The sequence below is a fragment of the Vibrio sp. SSH13-20 genome, from assembly GCF_040104475.1.
Classification (GTDB): Bacteria; Pseudomonadota; Gammaproteobacteria; order Enterobacterales; family Vibrionaceae; genus Vibrio; species Vibrio harveyi.
The window spans coordinates 154,147-170,358 of the sequence record NZ_JBECOU010000003.1 but is presented as its reverse complement, the minus strand read 5'-3'; the positions used below and the strand labels follow the sequence as shown (position 1 = coordinate 170,358).

General features: G+C 44.3%; 14 protein-coding genes and 1 riboswitch. Of the genes, 7 read left to right on the top strand and 7 right to left on the bottom strand.

The features are described from left to right. The first annotated feature begins 29 nt into the window (after window positions 1–29). On the top strand, window positions 30–2,300 hold the full coding sequence (clpA, locus tag ABMY42_RS09555) for an ATP-dependent Clp protease ATP-binding subunit ClpA (RefSeq protein ID WP_005449844.1): 2,271 nt from the start codon (window positions 30–32) through the stop codon (window positions 2,298–2,300). Window positions 2,301–2,648: 348 nt separating this feature from the next. Here clpA and infA read toward each other — a convergent pair whose 3' ends face one another. The 3 genes from infA to aat all read right to left on the bottom strand — a co-directional run bounded on the left by infA (window position 2,649) and on the right by aat (window position 4,356). Beyond that, window positions 2,649–2,867 (bottom strand): translation initiation factor IF-1, encoded by a 219-nt coding sequence (gene infA / locus ABMY42_RS09550; RefSeq protein WP_001040192.1) that lies wholly within the window; start codon window positions 2,865–2,867, stop codon window positions 2,649–2,651. Between the two features lie 80 nt (window positions 2,868–2,947). After that, window positions 2,948–3,649 carry an arginyltransferase gene (locus ABMY42_RS09545; protein WP_005450375.1) on the bottom strand — a complete coding sequence of 234 codons (702 nt, stop codon included), beginning with the start codon at window positions 3,647–3,649 and terminating at the stop codon, window positions 2,948–2,950. Beyond that, complete coding sequence (gene aat, locus ABMY42_RS09540) at window positions 3,646–4,356, bottom strand: leucyl/phenylalanyl-tRNA--protein transferase (protein ID WP_005450374.1); 711 nt, start codon at window positions 4,354–4,356, stop codon at window positions 3,646–3,648. Before aat ends, ABMY42_RS09545 begins: the two co-directional genes overlap by 4 nt. 41 nt (window positions 4,357–4,397) lie before the next feature. Between aat and ABMY42_RS09535 the strand changes: the two genes are divergently transcribed. Both ABMY42_RS09535 and aroA read left to right on the top strand, forming a co-directional pair. After that, window positions 4,398–4,874 carry a glycine zipper 2TM domain-containing protein gene (locus ABMY42_RS09535; RefSeq protein ID WP_005450372.1) on the top strand — a complete coding sequence of 159 codons (477 nt, stop codon included), beginning with the start codon at window positions 4,398–4,400 and terminating at the stop codon, window positions 4,872–4,874. A gap of 339 nt (window positions 4,875–5,213) precedes the next feature. Next, window positions 5,214–6,494, top strand: coding sequence for a 3-phosphoshikimate 1-carboxyvinyltransferase (aroA, locus tag ABMY42_RS09530; RefSeq protein ID WP_005450370.1), 1,281 nt, complete (start codon window positions 5,214–5,216; stop codon window positions 6,492–6,494). Between the two features lie 65 nt (window positions 6,495–6,559). Here the strand turns inward: aroA and ABMY42_RS09525 are convergent, their stop codons facing one another. Next, on the bottom strand, window positions 6,560–6,808 hold the full coding sequence (locus ABMY42_RS09525) for a YciN family protein (RefSeq protein WP_005450369.1): 249 nt from the start codon (window positions 6,806–6,808) through the stop codon (window positions 6,560–6,562). A 479-nt stretch (window positions 6,809–7,287) separates the two neighbouring features. On the opposite strand from ABMY42_RS09525, the gene topA reads away from it, so the two are divergent. The 4 genes from topA (at window position 7,288) to ABMY42_RS09505 (ending at window position 14,040) form a co-directional block, all read left to right on the top strand. Further along, window positions 7,288–9,918: a type I DNA topoisomerase gene (topA, locus tag ABMY42_RS09520; protein WP_005450368.1), complete on the top strand. Its 2,631-nt coding sequence runs from the start codon at window positions 7,288–7,290 to the stop codon at window positions 9,916–9,918. A 531-nt stretch (window positions 9,919–10,449) separates the two neighbouring features. Further along, window positions 10,450–11,667 carry a glucose-1-phosphate adenylyltransferase gene (gene glgC, locus ABMY42_RS09515; RefSeq protein ID WP_005450367.1) on the top strand — a complete coding sequence of 406 codons (1,218 nt, stop codon included), beginning with the start codon at window positions 10,450–10,452 and terminating at the stop codon, window positions 11,665–11,667. Next, complete coding sequence (gene glgA / locus ABMY42_RS09510) at window positions 11,657–13,114, top strand: glycogen synthase GlgA (protein WP_026000128.1); 1,458 nt, start codon at window positions 11,657–11,659, stop codon at window positions 13,112–13,114. The genes glgC and glgA overlap by 11 nt, the downstream gene beginning before the upstream one ends. Window positions 13,115–13,236: 122 nt before the next feature. Continuing rightward, the gene (locus tag ABMY42_RS09505; RefSeq protein ID WP_005450365.1) at window positions 13,237–14,040 is read left to right on the top strand and encodes an alpha/beta hydrolase; all 804 of its coding nucleotides are present in this window, start codon (window positions 13,237–13,239) and stop codon (window positions 14,038–14,040) included. A 32-nt stretch (window positions 14,041–14,072) separates the two neighbouring features. Here the strand turns inward: ABMY42_RS09505 and ABMY42_RS09500 are convergent, their stop codons facing one another. From ABMY42_RS09500 to ABMY42_RS09490, 3 genes are all read right to left on the bottom strand, one after another. Next, on the bottom strand, window positions 14,073–14,390 hold the full coding sequence (locus ABMY42_RS09500; protein ID WP_005450364.1) for a DUF2007 domain-containing protein: 318 nt from the start codon (window positions 14,388–14,390) through the stop codon (window positions 14,073–14,075). Then, entirely contained in the window at window positions 14,390–15,079 is a 690-nt protein-coding gene (locus ABMY42_RS09495; protein ID WP_005450359.1) for a TVP38/TMEM64 family protein, read from the bottom strand. The genes ABMY42_RS09500 and ABMY42_RS09495 overlap by 1 nt, the downstream gene beginning before the upstream one ends. Window positions 15,080–15,199: 120 nt before the next feature. After that, on the bottom strand, window positions 15,200–15,790 hold the full coding sequence (locus ABMY42_RS09490; protein WP_005450356.1) for a TfoX/Sxy family DNA transformation protein: 591 nt from the start codon (window positions 15,788–15,790) through the stop codon (window positions 15,200–15,202). 116 nt (window positions 15,791–15,906) lie between these two features. Then, window positions 15,907–15,996, bottom strand: a riboswitch (cyclic di-GMP riboswitch). Window positions 15,997–16,212: the final 216 nt, after the last annotated feature.

Genomic DNA, 16,212 nt, shown 5'->3' with positions numbered 1-16,212 from the left:
AACCAAAGTTGTTCTTTCGGGAGGTACTTATGCTAAATAAAGAACTAGAGTCAAGCCTTAACGGTGCATTCGCTCGTGCACGTGACAAACGCCACGAGTTCATGACTGTCGAACACCTCCTACTTGCATTATTGGAGAATGATGCAGCTAAGGAAGCCCTTCTAGCCTGCAAAGCGGACCTTGATGCTTTGCGTAACGAACTCGATATTTTTATCGACCAAACAACGCCGCTCATCCCAGAAAGCGATGAGACGCGCGAAACCCAGCCGACATTGAGTTTCCAGCGTGTACTTCAACGCGCCGTCTTCCATGTTCAGTCGTCTGGTCGAAGCGAAGTGACCGGGGCAAACGTTCTTGTTGCTATTTTTAGTGAGCAAGAGTCTCACGCCGCTTATCTGCTGAAAAAGAATGATATCTCTCGTTTGGATATCGTTAACTTTATCTCTCATGGTATTACCAAAGCTTCTGGTTCAAGCGAAGACTCTTCTTCGTCCGATTCTTTTGGCTCGGAAGCGCCTGAAGAAACCAACCCAGAAGAACGTTTAGAAAGCTTTGCTACAAATCTAAACCAAGTTGCAAAAGCCGGTAATATCGACCCTCTTATTGGTCGTGATAAAGAGCTAGAGCGTACAATCCAAGTACTTTGTCGCCGCCGCAAAAATAACCCATTACTTGTGGGTGAAGCTGGCGTAGGTAAAACGGCGATTGCCGAAGGTCTCGCTTGGAGAATCGTTGAGGGGCAGGTTCCTGAAGTGATTCAAAACAGTGTGATTTACTCACTGGATATTGGCTCTTTACTCGCTGGTACTAAATACCGTGGTGATTTCGAGAAGCGCTTTAAGTCTGTGTTAAAGCAGCTAGAGAAAGAAGAAGACGCGATCCTGTTTATCGATGAAATTCATACCATCATCGGTGCGGGTGCCGCTTCTGGTGGTCAAGTCGATGCCGCTAACCTGATCAAGCCTCTACTAAGTAGTGGTAAGTTGCGTTGTATCGGTTCAACGACGTACCAAGAGTACAGCAACATCTTTGAGAAAGAGCGTGCATTGTCCCGTCGTTTCCAAAAGATCGATGTGGTAGAGCCTTCTCTGGATGATACAACCAAAATTCTAATTGGTTTGAAACCTAAGTATGAAGCGCACCACGAAGTACGTTATACCAACAAAGCGCTGCGTGCAGCGGTAGAGCTGTCAGCGAAGTACATCAACGAGCGTCACTTGCCAGACAAAGCAATCGACGTTATTGATGAAGCAGGCGCCCGCAGTCGTCTAGCACCAGCAAGCCGTCGTAAGAAGACTGTTGGTGTTGCAGACATCGAAGCGATGGTCGCTAAGATGGCACGTATTCCAGAGAAATCAGTATCATCTTCAGATAAAGACATTCTGAAGAATCTGGATGACAAGATGAAGATGCTTGTGTTCGGTCAAGATACGGCAATCGATGCACTGTCAGAAGCAATCAAGCTATCTCGTGCTGGTCTTGGTGTGGATAACAAACCTGTTGGCTCATTCCTGTTTGCAGGTCCAACAGGCGTTGGTAAAACAGAAGTTACCGTTCAGCTTTCTAAACTACTAGGCATTGAGCTACTGCGCTTTGATATGTCTGAATATGGTGAGCGTCACTCGGTCAGTCGCTTGATTGGTGCGCCTCCAGGTTATGTTGGCTACGACCAAGGTGGTCTATTGACGGATGCGGTGATTAAACATCCTCATTCGGTCGTGCTACTTGATGAGATTGAAAAAGCACACCCGGATATCTTTAATTTGCTACTGCAAGTGATGGATAACGGTACGCTAACGGACAACAACGGTCGCAAAGCGGACTTCCGCAACGTGATCCTTGTAATGACCACGAACGCAGGTGTAGCTGAAACTGAGAAGAAATCGATCGGTCTTATCCAACAAGACAACAGTCATGATGCGATGGCGGAAATCAAAAAGGTATTTACTCCTGAGTTCCGTAACCGTCTAGACAATATCATTTGGTTCAATAGCCTAGATGAAACGGTTATCCATCAAGTGGTTGATAAGTTCATCGTGGAGCTACAAGTGCAACTGGACGCTCGTGGTGTGTCGATGGAAGTATCGCAAGATGCGCGTCATTGGTTGGCTCACAAGGGGTACGACAAAGCGATGGGAGCTCGCCCTATGGGACGTGTTATCCAAGAGCAGCTTAAGAAACCTTTGGCGAATGAACTTCTATTTGGATCACTGGTTGACGGTGGTACAGTGAAAGTTACGTTGGTGAAAGACGAGCTTAAGTTTGAGTACTTAAGTGAGAAAGAAGCTGCGCTTCACTAAGCTTAGGTCTTGTTGAGTTCTAAAAGCGTGCGCTTAGTCGTGCGCTTTTTTATGCCTGCTATTATATTCTCAATTAACCTCAATAAGCTTGGTTCAGCGAGAATGACCAGATTTGAAGGCGAGGCAACTATTTGAAACGCTGGCTATTTCGCTTCATTGTCTTCATTGCTTACTTTCGGTAAACAGAGAATCAGTGACAACGCTCTGAATCCTGTAACTTGAAGTCACTTGAGTATAGCTTGTAGCGTGAATTGAATTTCCAAAGCCAGACTGGCTTTTAAAGCAAATGACAAGCAATAAAAAACGGAGCTACGAGCTCCGTTTTTTATTGTATTCGAAAATCAGAGATTAACGAGCACGGAAGACGATGCGGCCTTTAGATAGGTCGTATGGAGTCATCTCTACAGTTACTTTATCACCAGTAAGGATACGGATGTAGTTCTTACGCATCTTGCCAGAGATATGTGCAGTCACAACGTGACCGTTTTCAAGTTCAACGCGGAACATAGTGTTTGGTAGAGTGTCAAGCACAGTGCCTTGCATCTCAATTACGTCTTCTTTAGCCATTTAATCCTCTTTAGAAATTAGGCGGTATTAGCGGGCTAATTTTGCCGCTAAACAGTAATTATGTAAAGTTGGGGCGTATTCTACCCTTGCCAACGCTGATTTACTAGCCTTTGGTGTCTCTGAAAGCGAGTTTTGTAGTTCATCGCCGGACATTCATCGATTTGATACCCTAGATACAGCCAATGTTTGTTGTGCTGTCGGCAGTATTCTAGCTGGAAAAGCACGCCTAAGGTCCCGAGAGACAAAGGATAATCTGGGTCAAAGAAGGTGTAAAACGCACTCGCACAATGCTCCATAATATCAGTGACAGCAACGGCTACTAGGCGCGCTTCGTCATCATAAACATGAAGAAAGCCAGTCGTTAACCATGTTGTTTGAGCAAATCGCGCGAACTCGTCTTCCCGAGGTGGATACATAGTACCATTTTGGTGCCGTTCGCAAATATAACGGCTGTAGAGTTCAAACCAATTTGAATCGAGCTCAGGTTTCATCTCCCAATGCAGTGCCTTTCCTTTGTTTAGCAAACGTTTCTGGCTTTTGGATGCTACGAAATCCGGTACTGCGATTCGGATTGGTTGACAAGCACTACAGTGCTGACAATGCGGCTTGTAAATGGTGTCTCCACTGCGGCGGAAACCATTAGCCATCAATACTTGATAGCTTTGCTCTGTATGCAAATCAGCATCAAGAGCTACTGCCACACGCTCTTCACGCTCAGGTAAATAGCTGCATGGATGGTTGTTGGTTAACCCAATACGAATATGTTGGAGATCTGTGCTCATGATACCGCGCCCTGCAAAATCTGTGGCTCAAACGTGCCCAAATCGGTTTTCTTATCTCTTAAAGATAGTAGTTTTTGTATGAAATCGTCGCGTTGGAGTTCAAATGCACCAAGCGATGCTAGGTGTGGGTTCATCACCTGACAATCAATCAATTGACCTTGATTTGACGCCAAGTGTTCGCACAGATACCACAATGCGATTTTTGAAGCATTGTCTTTGAGGCTAAACATCGACTCACCACAAAAAAGTCGACCGACGCTAATACCATATAGACCGCCAATTAATTGATCGTCGTGCCATACTTCTACTGAGTGACAATGACCACGTTTTGCAAGCTCGATATAAGAAGCTTGCATCTCGTCATTGAGCCAAGTCTCTTCCGCAGGGCGGGTGGAAGAGCAAAACTGAATGACACGTTCGGTTGCGTTGTTTAACGTTACTTTATACTGTTGTTTACGCTGAAACTTTTTCAAACTCTTGGAAGGCGTAAAGGTCAAAGGATCGAAAACAGCTCGTGGTGATGGACTCCACCAGAGAATTGGCTCTCCGGGACCATACCAAGGGAAAATGCCTTGTTGATAGCCACATAGGATGCGGTCGGGGTTAAGGTCGCCACCAAACGCCAATAAACCGTTTGGATCGCTCAGCGCATCATAGGGAGATGGAAAAGAGAGCGAATCATCAAGTTCAGTTAAATAGATAGCCATAAAGAGAAGTTTACCAACATCAGAGCCTATAGGAGCTTGTTATGAGCAGAGAAAGACTTAATATAAAACGATGGGCATGGATCATACTGTTTTTGCCATTTTTCGCCAATGCAGCTTATGAAAGAAATGTAGCAAAACCAGTCAATCAAGTGGTGTATGGCAAAGTCGATTCTGTGCGATACATAACTCAACAAGAAGTAAAGCAATCACAAAGTAACGGTTGGGAAACGCTTCTTGGTGCCACAATTGGTGGTCTAGTTGGCAACCAATTTGGTGGTGGCACAGGTAGAGAAGTCGCAACTGCCGTGGGCGCACTCGCGGGGGCCGCAGTCGTTCGAAATCGAAATAACTACGAATACACGGTTGAGTACAAATTGGTTGAGCTGCTAATTAAGGTTGATGGCAACAAACTTATCAACGTCATTCAAGACGTTGATAATAGTATGCTGTTTAACCGTGGTGATGATGTACGCATTCTGTATTTTGATGATGGTGTCAGGGTTGATATTGCGTATTAGATATTTCTAAGTAACCTCGAGATGTTTGGGGTAGCGACAATGGCTTGGTTTGTTAGCGTGGTTAGGATTTGAAGGTTCAGTGGAGCCAAGCCAAAAGTTGGCAACCAATACACTGCGTTGTTTTCTTTGCTCTCGAGTCAATGACAACGGTCTGAACCATGCATCTTGAAGTCACTTGGGTATATGTTTGTACTGCAAAAACGAAGTTGACTAATTATTCAAAAATTAGCGTAGATTTGCTCTGGTTTTGTGGTGGCTTTTTCGTTAGTCTGAATTTACGAAGAATTGTTTAGCTCTCAAAAATTGTGAAGTGAGAGCACAAAGGATTAACAACTTTTAATGGAAAGCCTAACGTTACAACCTATCAATAAAATTCAAGGGGAAGTGAACCTTCCTGGATCAAAAAGCGTTTCCAATCGAGCTTTACTTCTTGCCGCTCTAGCAAAAGGCACGACTCGGTTGACCAACCTTCTCGACAGCGACGATATTCGCCACATGTTGAACGCTCTGACTAAGCTTGGTGTTCAGTATCAGTTGTCCGAAGACAAGACAGAATGTGTCGTAGAGGGGCTTGGTCGTCCATTTTCTGTTTCTGAACCTGTTGAGCTATTTTTGGGTAACGCAGGTACAGCAATGCGCCCATTGGCAGCAGCCTTGTGCTTAGGTGAAGGTGAATACGTTCTTACTGGCGAACCTCGCATGAAAGAACGCCCAATTGGTCACTTAGTGACAGCCTTAAAAGCAGCAGGCGCTGACGTCGAATATCTAGAGAACGAAAACTACCCACCGCTGAAAATCACTGGTACTGGACTTAAGTCTGGCTCTGTATCGATTGATGGTTCAATCTCTAGCCAATTTCTGACAGCGTTTTTAATGTCAGCACCGCTGGCTGATGGTGAGATTCGCATCAATATTGACGGTGAGTTGGTTTCTAAACCATACATCGACATTACACTCCATATTATGAAGCAGTTTGGTGTCAACGTAATCAACAATGATTACCAAGAGTTTGTGATTCCAGCTGGTCAGCAATATATCGCTCCGGGTGATTTTTTGGTGGAAGGTGATGCTTCTTCTGCTTCTTACTTTTTGGCCGCAGCTGCTATCAAGGGTGGTGAAGTAAAAGTAACCGGTATTGGTAAGAACAGCATTCAGGGAGATATCCAATTCGCTGATGCACTTGAAAAAATGGGTGCAGAAATCGAATGGGGTGATGATTACGTCATTTCTCGTGTTGGTCAGTTAAAAGGCATCGATATGGATTATAACCATATCCCTGATGCAGCAATGACTATTGCAACGACAGCGCTTTTTGCTGAAGGTACAACCGCAATTCGCAATGTATACAACTGGCGCGTAAAGGAAACGGATCGTCTTTCAGCGATGGCGACTGAGCTTCGTAAAGTCGGTGCTGAGGTGGAAGAGGGTGAGGACTACATCATCGTGAAGCCAGTCCCTAAGCTTACGCACGCAGCGATTGATACTTACGATGATCACCGCATGGCGATGTGTTTTTCATTAGTGGCACTGAGTGATACTCCAGTGACGATTAACGACCCTAAATGTACGTCAAAGACCTTCCCAGACTACTTCGATAAGTTGAAGGCACTAAGCTGCTAATTCGCCTTATTGAAAGTGAAAAGCCAGAGTAGAGACTCTGGCTTTTTTATTGGAATTTGAAGCGCTTACTTGTTCAATGTGAACTCTTTTGAAAGGTGATGCGCTAGGTACTTAAACATATTGAAAACCGCAGTAGTGTTGGTTGTCGGCAGACCTTTTTCATCTAAGAAGTACTCACCTTTAAACACCAAAACACCGTCTTTTTCTTCTACACTTGTTGCGCGCATGCCTTCAATGTAGTCATCGTGCTCTTGGATGATTTGGTTCGCAATTAAAAGAAGGTCGAACTCTTCAATGTGTTTTCTATCAGACATACCATTCTCGTCATTCAATGAAACTTTAAGTGGGGGCAGTATACCCACAATTGTGAAGGGTTTGCATACTAAAAACAGTGATTGCGTGTTTTACGAACGTCACACGTTAATATAGAGGGAGTAGCGAAGCGATTCTCATCTGCAAATAGCCGATATTTCACTGGCATAACTTAAGCTTACGTTCTGATCGCGTAAGACAAATTATTTTGTGATGAGAGACAAAATTTATCGAATTCGACTAGCGAGAGGAAACTTTGCCTGCTTAGTATATGCCGCTCAAGACCTTTTGCAGTACCCTGCCTCGTCAAAGTACAAAGGCGATGAATTGTCAACCAATCGGATCTGAATTTCAAAAAAGCAGTTGATCTTCTTTTCATCTCGCACAATAGTAAAAAAAGAAGCAATGAAATAGAACATTATGCGGGTAGCTTCCTTTGGGCTAGTTACCCGCATTATTATGAAGGACGTTAGAGTCAGTTATGGGTAAATCGCTCGTTATAGTGGAGTCACCAGCCAAGGCTAAGACGATAAATAAATACCTTGGTAAAGACTTTATTGTTAAGTCTAGTGTTGGTCACGTGCGTGATCTGCCTACGGCCGGTCAAAGCACTGGTGAGAAAAAAGCCGCAGCCATTTCTACTAAAGGAATGAGCCCGGAAGAAAAAGCGCGTGTCAAAAAAGAAAAAGACCGTAAAGCTCTAATCAAAAAAATGGGGATTAACCCATATCATGACTGGGATGCGAATTACCAAATCCTTCCAGGCAAAGAAAAAGTCGTTAGCGAACTGCAAAAATTAGCCAAAGATGCTGATTACGTTTATCTCGCAACCGATTTAGACCGCGAGGGGGAAGCAATCGCATGGCACCTTCGTGAGATCATCGGTGGCGATGAAGAGCGATACAAACGCGTAGTGTTTAACGAGATCACGAAGAATGCAATCCAGCAAGCTTTCCAGACGCCTGGTGAGCTAAACATGGATGGTGTTAACGCACAGCAAGCACGTCGATTCATGGACCGTGTAGTAGGTTTCATGGTTTCTCCATTGCTATGGAAGAAAGTGGCGCGTGGTCTGTCTGCTGGTCGTGTACAATCAGTAGCGGTTAAACTACTGGTTGAGCGTGAGCGTGAAATCAACGCTTTCATTCCAGAAGAATTCTGGGATATCAACGCAAATACGCACACAAAAGATAAGACGGCGTTCAAACTGCTTGTTGCGCAGAAAGATGGCGTTGCGTTTAAGCCAGTTAACGAGGCTGAAACCAAGGCGGCGATGTCGGTACTGGAAAACGCAAGCTACGAAGTATGTAAGCGTGAAGACCGCCCAACGAAAAGTAAGCCGTCTGCACCATACATTACGTCTACACTTCAGCAAGCAGCGAGTACTCGTTTAGGCTACGGCGTTAAGAAGACAATGATGCTGGCGCAGCGTCTATACGAAGCGGGTTACATCACCTATATGCGTACCGACTCAACCAACTTGAGCGCGGAAGCAGTAGATGCAGTTCGCGGTTTCATCGGTTCTGAGTTCGGTGACAAATACCTTCCTGCTAAACCGCTAACATACGGTAGCAAAGAAGGCGCACAAGAAGCGCACGAAGCAATTCGTCCTTCCGATGTTGCTGTGAAAGCTGAAGACCTACAAGGTGTTGATGCGGACGCACACAAGCTGTACGCGCTGATTTGGAATCAATTCGTTGCGTGTCAAATGACGCCTGCAGAATACGATTCAACCACCATCAGTGTGAAAGCGGCTGAGTACACGCTAAAAGCGAAAGGTCGTATTCTTAAGTTTGACGGTTGGACTCGCGTTCAACGCCCAATGGGTAAAAACGAAGATACGATTCTTCCTGCTGTTCAACTGGGCGATAAGCTAGATCTTGAATCACTAGATCCTAAACAGCACTTTACCAAGCCACCTGCACGTTTCACAGAAGCGGCACTGGTAAAAGAACTTGAGAAGCGCGGCATTGGTCGTCCTTCTACATACGCTTCAATCATCTCTACGATCCAAGATCGCGGCTACGTAAAAGTAGAACAGCGTCGTTTCTACGCAGAGAAGATGGGCGAGATTGTTACTGACCGTCTGGATGACAGTTTCAACGATCTAATGAACTACGACTTCACTGCGCGTATGGAGCAGAAGCTTGACCAAATCGCTGAAGGCGATGTGATGTGGAAAGATGTTCTAGATAACTTCTTCACAGACTTCACTGGCGATCTAGAGAAAGCGGAGCAAGACGAGAACGAAGGCGGCATGAAGTTGAATCACATTGTGATGACAGATATCGAGTGTCCGACTTGTAGCCGTCCTATGGGTATTCGTACCGCGTCAACAGGCGTATTCCTAGGCTGTTCTGGTTACGCATTGCCACCTAAGGAGCGTTGCAAGACAACCATCAACTTGGGTGACGAAGACGGTATCATCAACGTTCTAGAAGAAGATGTGGAAACAGCAGCTCTGCGTGCTAAGAAGCGTTGTCCTATCTGTGAAACGGCGATGGACGCATACTTGATCGATGATAAACGCAAGATGCACGTTTGTGGTAACAACCCGAACTGTGAAGGCTACATCGTCGAGCATGGCGAATTCAAAGTGAAAGGCTATGATGGTCCAGTTGTTGAGTGTGACAAGTGTGGTTCTGACATGGTGCTTAAGAACGGTCGCTTCGGTAAATACATGGATTGTACAAGTGAAACGTGTAAGAACACTCGTAAGATCCTGAAGAACGGTGAAGTAGCACCGCCGAAAGAAGATCCAGTTCATTTCCCTGAACTTCCTTGTGAAAACTCAGATGCGTACTTTGTTTTACGTGATGGTGCTTCTGGTCTGTTTATGGCTGCGAGTAACTTCCCTAAATCACGTGAGACTCGTGCTCCATTAGTTTCTGAACTTGCTCGCTTCGAAGAACGTCTTCCTGAGAAGTTTAAGTATCTGACTACCGCGCCAGCTGCGGACCCTGATGGTCGCCCTGCTGTTGTTCGCTTTAGCCGCAAGAGCAAAGAGAACTACGTGCGCACTGAAGACAATGGAAAACCAAGTGGTTGGACGGCATTGTTTATCGATGGTAAGTGGGAAATCACGGACAAGCGCAAAAAAGCGAAAGCATAATCCTAGAGATTGAATCGATAAGGCAGCTCATACGCTGCCTTATTTTTTACCTGCTATTTTATAATTCATTCATTTCACCAATCATTTTTCTTCCATTTTCACCATTCTTGTTTTCATCCAACGGTCATAGTTTCATCGTATCCTGTCGCTAAACTGCACTTGTGTAGTTAATCGGTTTGTAAATTGTTTTCACAATGTAATCGTTTGCGTCCCATTGTGTGATCAAGATACCGTATTGAGTAAGCAACATCTGTACACTACACGGAATGGCATATTTTAAATTGTAATTTAGTTCCAGTTCGATAACTTATTAGACAGATAATGCAACTGTATGCTGTTATTTAGCGCCGAAAATAAAGAATAACTAAGGCGTGTGCGTACGAGGATGTGCAATAGCTTTTTCAGTTCGTATTGTGAGGGTTCATAGAAGCTCATCAGTATGGACGTATTAACGTATTCGCTTGACTCCCCGAGTTCTGCTCATATCAAGCGAGTACCAGTTCCAAGCTATAACTATATGGAGAACAACGAATGGCTGGTGTTTTGGGAATGATTCTTGCTGGCGGTGAAGGCTCTCGCTTGAGACCTTTAACGGAATCCCGCAGTAAACCTTCGGTCCCTTTCGGCGGAAGTTACCGACTTATTGATTTCGCTCTGAATAACTTTGTGAATGCGGATTTAATGCGCATTTACGTCCTTACTCAATTCAAATCTCAATCTCTATTCCACCACTTGAAGAAAGGGTGGAACATCAATGGCATCACCGACCGCTTTATCGACCCAATTCCTGCGCAGATGCGTACAGGCAAGCGTTGGTATGAAGGAACGGCAGATGCTATCTACCAAAACCTGCGTTTTATGGAGTTGGCAGAACCTGATCAAGTATGTATCTTTGGTTCCGATCATATCTATAAAATGGACATTAAACAGATGTTGGCTTTCCACCAAGAGAAAGAGGCTTCGCTAACGGTTTCAGCGCTAAGAATGCCGTTATCTGAAGCGTCTCAATTTGGTGTTATCGAAGTAGACAACGAAGGTCGCATGATTGGCTTTGAAGAAAAGCCAGCTAATCCGAAATCTATCCCAGGTGATCCAGAGCACGCACTCGTGTCTATGGGTAACTATATCTTCGAAGCTCAGACACTGTTTGCCGAACTTATTGAAGATGCTGATAACGAAGCATCAACGCACGACTTTGGTAAAGACATTATTCCTAAAATGTTCCCGCGTGGTGATGTGTTTGTTTATGACTTCAGTACCAACCGCATCACGGGTGAGAAAGAAGAAGTATATTGGCGCGATGTAGGTACGATTGATGCGTACTGGCAAGCTCATATGGATCTTCTTGAGAAAGACGCACCGTTCTCTCTATACAACCGCAAATGGCCACTTCATACTTATTACCCACCATTGCCACCAGCGACATTTACTGACTCTGTTAATGGTCGAGTTCAGATCATCGATAGCTTGGTATGTAACGGTAGCTACGTGCGTGGTTCACGTATTGAAAAATCAGTATTAGGTTTCCGTAGCAACATTGCTTCGGCGTGTGACATCAGCCAGTGTATTTTGCTCGGTGATGTGAAAGTCGGGGAAGGTTGTGTGCTTCGTCGCGTGATTGTAGATAAAGACGCAGATATTGCGCCGGGTACGCAAATTGGTGTAAATCTACAAGAAGATAAGAAACACTACCATGTGTCAGATGATGGCATCGTTGTAATTCCAAAAGGAGCACGTGTTGGCTACTAACAATTTGTCTGTTCTGTTTGTAGCGTCTGAAGTCGAAGGACTAATTAAAAGTGGTGGCTTGGCTGATGTAGCCAAGGCACTGCCGGAAGCCCTTCAAAATCTTCAGCAAGATGTACGAATTTCTATTCCAGCCTATACTGGCATTGAGCAACTATCGGAAGCGGAAACGGTTCTAGAAACAGAGTTAACGAGTTGGCCACATACGGCGTACCGAGTGCTTAAGTTAACGCTTGGGGATAATCCAGTTTACTTAATTGATTGTCCGCCGTATTTCAATCGTCCTTCTATGTACGCCGAAAACAACCAAGCTTATACAGACAATGGTGAACGCTTTGCATTCTTTAGTGCAGCGTGTTTGGACATGTTACCTAAGCTTGGCTTCCAGCCGGACATTGTTCACGCTAATGACTGGCATACAGGATTAGTCCCATTCTTGCTCAAACATCGATACGGCAATGAAGCCTTCTTTGCAAACACTCGCAGCGTTATTTCAATTCACAACGCGGTGTTCAAAGGGGTATTTAGTTACGACGATGTTCAATGCCTTCCAGAGTTCCATAGTCGAAATGTGCCTGATGCTGCCGTCAGTGCCACTCACATCACCATGCTCAAAGCGGGGGTGATGAATGCAGACAAAATCAATGCAGTAAGCCCGACTTACGCAGAAGAGCTTAAGACTGAGCTAGGTAGTCATGGTATGGCGTGGGAGTTTCAACAACGCGCTGACGATTTAGTGGGTATTCTAAATGGTTGTGATTACAGTGCGTGGAATCCAGAAACGGACTCTAGTTTACCGTTGAACTACAAAGCGAACCGACAAAGCATGGTGCGTGGCAAAAACGCTTGTAAGAGAGCCCTACAAGAAAAGCTGGGTCTTGAAGCATCTGATTGCGCTATGTTTGGTATGGTTTGCCGTTTAACGCAACAAAAAGGCGTGCATTATTTGCTACCAGCATTGGCTGACTTCCTCAAACATGATGTTCAAGTTGTCGTCGTGGGGACTGGCGATCCTATCCTTGCTGCCCAACTGAGAGACGTCTCAGCACAGTTCGCTAATAAGTTGGTTTTTGTTGAAGCATACGATAATGAACTCGCACACCTTGTTGAGGCTGGCTCAGATTTCTTCCTGATGCCTTCAGAATTTGAACCTTGTGGTTTAAATCAGATCTACAGTATGGCTTATGGCACGTTGCCGATTGTTCGTGGTGTAGGCGGTTTGAAAGACAGTGTTAATGACTACGACGCAGATCTTGAAGAAGCCACAGGTTTTGTATTCTATGAGCCAACACCACAAGCGTTGTTATTGACGATGCTAAGGGCACTGTTGCTTTACGCACAGAGTCCGAACGAAGTAAGGCGTGTACAGCTTCATGCAATGCAGAAAGACTTTTGTTGGCGTAAAGCTGCGGAAGAATACTTGCAGTTGTATAGAGCCGCGTTAAATTGACGCAAAATCTTTAAAAAGTGTAACGAAAGGCACCGAATAGGGTGCCTTTATTATCTTACCCATAAGGAGTGTGGTAGCATTTATCCATTCCTGTTCACAAAGAATGTTTTTCATACTGATACATGACTCAGCCACTTTTATTCCATAAAACCTATATACACCCTACTAGCAAAGAGTGGGTCGTTTTCGTGCATGGTGCTGGTGGCAGTTCTTCGATATGGTTTAAGCAGATCAAAGCGTATAAGCAGCACTTTAACTTACTGCTGATCGACCTTCGAGGGCATGGAAAATCTAACCAACTGCTTAAAGAATTGATGACAAGTCGCTATACCTTTACGGCGGTGACTCAAGATATTCTAAAAGTTTTGGATCATCTTAAGATTCAGTCTGCGCACTTTGTCGGTATGTCTTTGGGTACTATTATTGTTCGTAATTTGGCTGAGTTAGCCTCTGAGCGAGTACGCTCTATGGTTCTTGGTGGCGCAGTTACGCGTTTAAATACCCGCTCACAAATCCTGGTGAAGTTAGGTAATCTAGGAAAGCACATTCTGCCTTATATGTGGCTGTACAAGTTGTTTGCCTACATTGTTATGCCGCAAAAAAACCAACGAGAATCACGTCACCTATTTATCCGCGAAGCAAAGAAATTATGCCAGAAAGAATTCAAACGATGGTTCATCTTAGCCGCTGACGTTAATCCTCTGATGAAATACTTTAAAGATCGTGAACTGCCTATCCCAACATTGTATTTAATGGGTGATAGGGATTACATGTTCATCAAGCCAGTTAAAGAGATGGTTGCGGTACATAAGCAAAGTGTTCTACGTGAGATTCCAGACTGTGGTCATGTGTGCAATGTAGAACGACCTGATGACTTCAATCAACACTCTATCGAGTTCATTAAGCAGCAAAGCTTAGCCGCTTAAACTTAAAATGATTGAAAAGAATAGGGGAGCCATTAAGGCTCCCCTATTTGATATCCGCATTGCCAACATGCGCCAAATTGACCTTCATTTTGCTCCGAACATTGTGGGCACTGCCAATCTTGGTAAATAAGCTCTGCTTGTTTTCGATAGTCTTCGACGATGGCTGATGCTTTCAACTGTTGCTCCGGATGTAAAAGCCAAACATACGGGTCAGTATCATCGCTAAAAGGCAGCTCACCCTTCAATCCGAACATGCCTTCACCTCGCACTTCGCAGGCTATTTGCTCGGTTTTAAGAAGCTCACAAACGATATGAGCTTCAGCCGGATTTTTAGCGATGTATATTTTCATTAAGCGTTTCCATTCTGTACTTGTGCAGGACGAACCTTATTCATAACCCATTTAGCGATAATAGGGAACAAACCAAGTAGAGCAAACGATGCTAATACGGTTGGTGACACAATTCCAGAAAGACTATCAATGGTTGCTAGCTGTGTACCTGCATTCAGATAAACCGCAGTGCCAGGCAACATACCAATTTGGCTTGTTAAGTAGAATCGAGCAATAGTCATTGGTGTCAGACCCATTAACAAGTTGATTAGGAAAAATGGAAAAACAGGGATTAAGCGTAGCGAAAATAGGTAAAATGCGCCGTCTTTTTCTACACCCTGATTGATCGCACCTAGCTTGTTTCCAAACTTACTCTGTACCCATTCCCTCAATAGGTAACGGCTGCTTAAAAAAGCGATCGTTGCACCGATTGTGCTGGCAAAAGAAACCAGCAGCAAACTTGTCCAGAAACCAAATAGCGCCGCACCAAGCAAAGTCACCACTGCTGCACCTGGAATCGAAAACGCAGTGATGGCAATGTAAGCAAAGAAATAAGTGGCAGCAGCGAATACGAAGTTTTCGCTAATAAAAGTGTTCAACGCTTCTTGTTGCGCCTTCGCGTTTTCTAGTGTTAGGTATTGACCAAAATTCACGCCTAAAAAGATAATCGTCGCGAGTAGGATCAGTCCTAAAATCAGTTTCTTATTCATATCAATAGCTCCGTTTGGCTTCTTAGATAATAAGACAGAATGGGACAATAAAAAATTTCAAAAAAAAACCGCAGTTTGAAAACTGCGGTTTTTACTCAATGTCATGCTGATATAAATGCTTTAGGAAAGAGCACTCATCAATTCTTCTCGACGAGACTGAGGTACGACACTCCAATGTGTGCCTTTGATTGCACCTTCTAACGCCCAGAGCAGTTCAAGGCTTACCGTAGAGGCATGCGTATCTTGGATTGCTTTGTATGCGTTTAGCGCGCCTTCTGCTTCAAGTTGCTCTACAGAGTCAATGCCCGCTTTCTTGAGCATACGCTCAGTTGCTAGACGCAGGTTAGGTAGATCTTTCAATCGATTAGGCTTGGTGCTTGCTTGTTGTTTTTTCTCTTGCTTAGCAGTCTCGAGGGATTGCTTGGCAACTTCAATCAAGCGGTCGGTTGTGTCCCAAAGATCATCAGAAATTGCATAGTATTTCGTAACGACTGGGAAACCACGTTTCTTGTAGACGTACGGTTTTAGTCCTTGAGTCTCGAAGTCAGATGAAGTTTGTTGGTCAGCTCGAATATGAAGTTGATTGTTTACGACAAGCGCAAACATCGTTTCATCGGCGAAGAGCCCAAAACCACCAAACATTGAGCGCGACTTGATATTACCAAGTGCCTCAAACAGCTTCATTGAGTCTTTGAGTATCGGTTTATCCATGGTGTGTTATCTCGGTGTAATTAATATTACGCCACCAAAAATCAGGTCCGAGAGATTAGCAAATGCATGCAGACACAATGTCATTAAAGGGTAAACTCACTTAATGCATATTTGCCATCGGTAACCCCGCTACCTTCCATCTAATAAGATGGTTCAGGCCGGAGGCTTTGCGTCCCACCCTTTCGGATGGTTTGCCCTGTGCGTGACTCTTTGAGGATACTTCGTATATTGAATTAACATCACGTTTCAAACGTTGAAGTGTGATCTTGGTTCAGTTAATAGTGGTAATTTGGTGTGTAAAGTTTCATATGCTGGAATGTATAATTGTAATACAAAAGGTCTATCAAGGATATGTGCTACCTTGAGTTAAAACAGCAACTTATCTTCGTTCTTTAAATTATTTTTCTGATGAAATGTCCAAA

Bases quoted from the DNA above. Each gene is read 5' to 3' on its own strand.
- clpA (WP_005449844.1), top strand. From the start codon at position 30: ATGCTAAATAAAGAACTAGAGTCAAGCCTTAACGGTGCATTCGCTCGT.
- infA (WP_001040192.1), bottom strand. From the start codon at position 2,867: ATGGCTAAAGAAGACGTAATTGAGATGCAAGGCACTGTGCTTGACACT.
- ABMY42_RS09545 (WP_005450375.1), bottom strand. From the start codon at position 3,649: ATGAGCACAGATCTCCAACATATTCGTATTGGGTTAACCAACAACCAT.
- aat (WP_005450374.1), bottom strand. From the start codon at position 4,356: ATGGCTATCTATTTAACTGAACTTGATGATTCGCTCTCTTTTCCATCT.
- ABMY42_RS09535 (WP_005450372.1), top strand. From the start codon at position 4,398: ATGAGCAGAGAAAGACTTAATATAAAACGATGGGCATGGATCATACTG.
- aroA (WP_005450370.1), top strand. From the start codon at position 5,214: ATGGAAAGCCTAACGTTACAACCTATCAATAAAATTCAAGGGGAAGTG.
- ABMY42_RS09525 (WP_005450369.1), bottom strand. From the start codon at position 6,808: ATGTCTGATAGAAAACACATTGAAGAGTTCGACCTTCTTTTAATTGCG.
- topA (WP_005450368.1), top strand. From the start codon at position 7,288: ATGGGTAAATCGCTCGTTATAGTGGAGTCACCAGCCAAGGCTAAGACG.
- glgC (WP_005450367.1), top strand. From the start codon at position 10,450: ATGGCTGGTGTTTTGGGAATGATTCTTGCTGGCGGTGAAGGCTCTCGC.
- ABMY42_RS09505 (WP_005450365.1), top strand. From the start codon at position 13,237: ATGACTCAGCCACTTTTATTCCATAAAACCTATATACACCCTACTAGC.
- ABMY42_RS09500 (WP_005450364.1), bottom strand. From the start codon at position 14,390: ATGAAAATATACATCGCTAAAAATCCGGCTGAAGCTCATATCGTTTGT.
- ABMY42_RS09495 (WP_005450359.1), bottom strand. From the start codon at position 15,079: ATGAATAAGAAACTGATTTTAGGACTGATCCTACTCGCGACGATTATC.
- ABMY42_RS09490 (WP_005450356.1), bottom strand. From the start codon at position 15,790: ATGGATAAACCGATACTCAAAGACTCAATGAAGCTGTTTGAGGCACTT.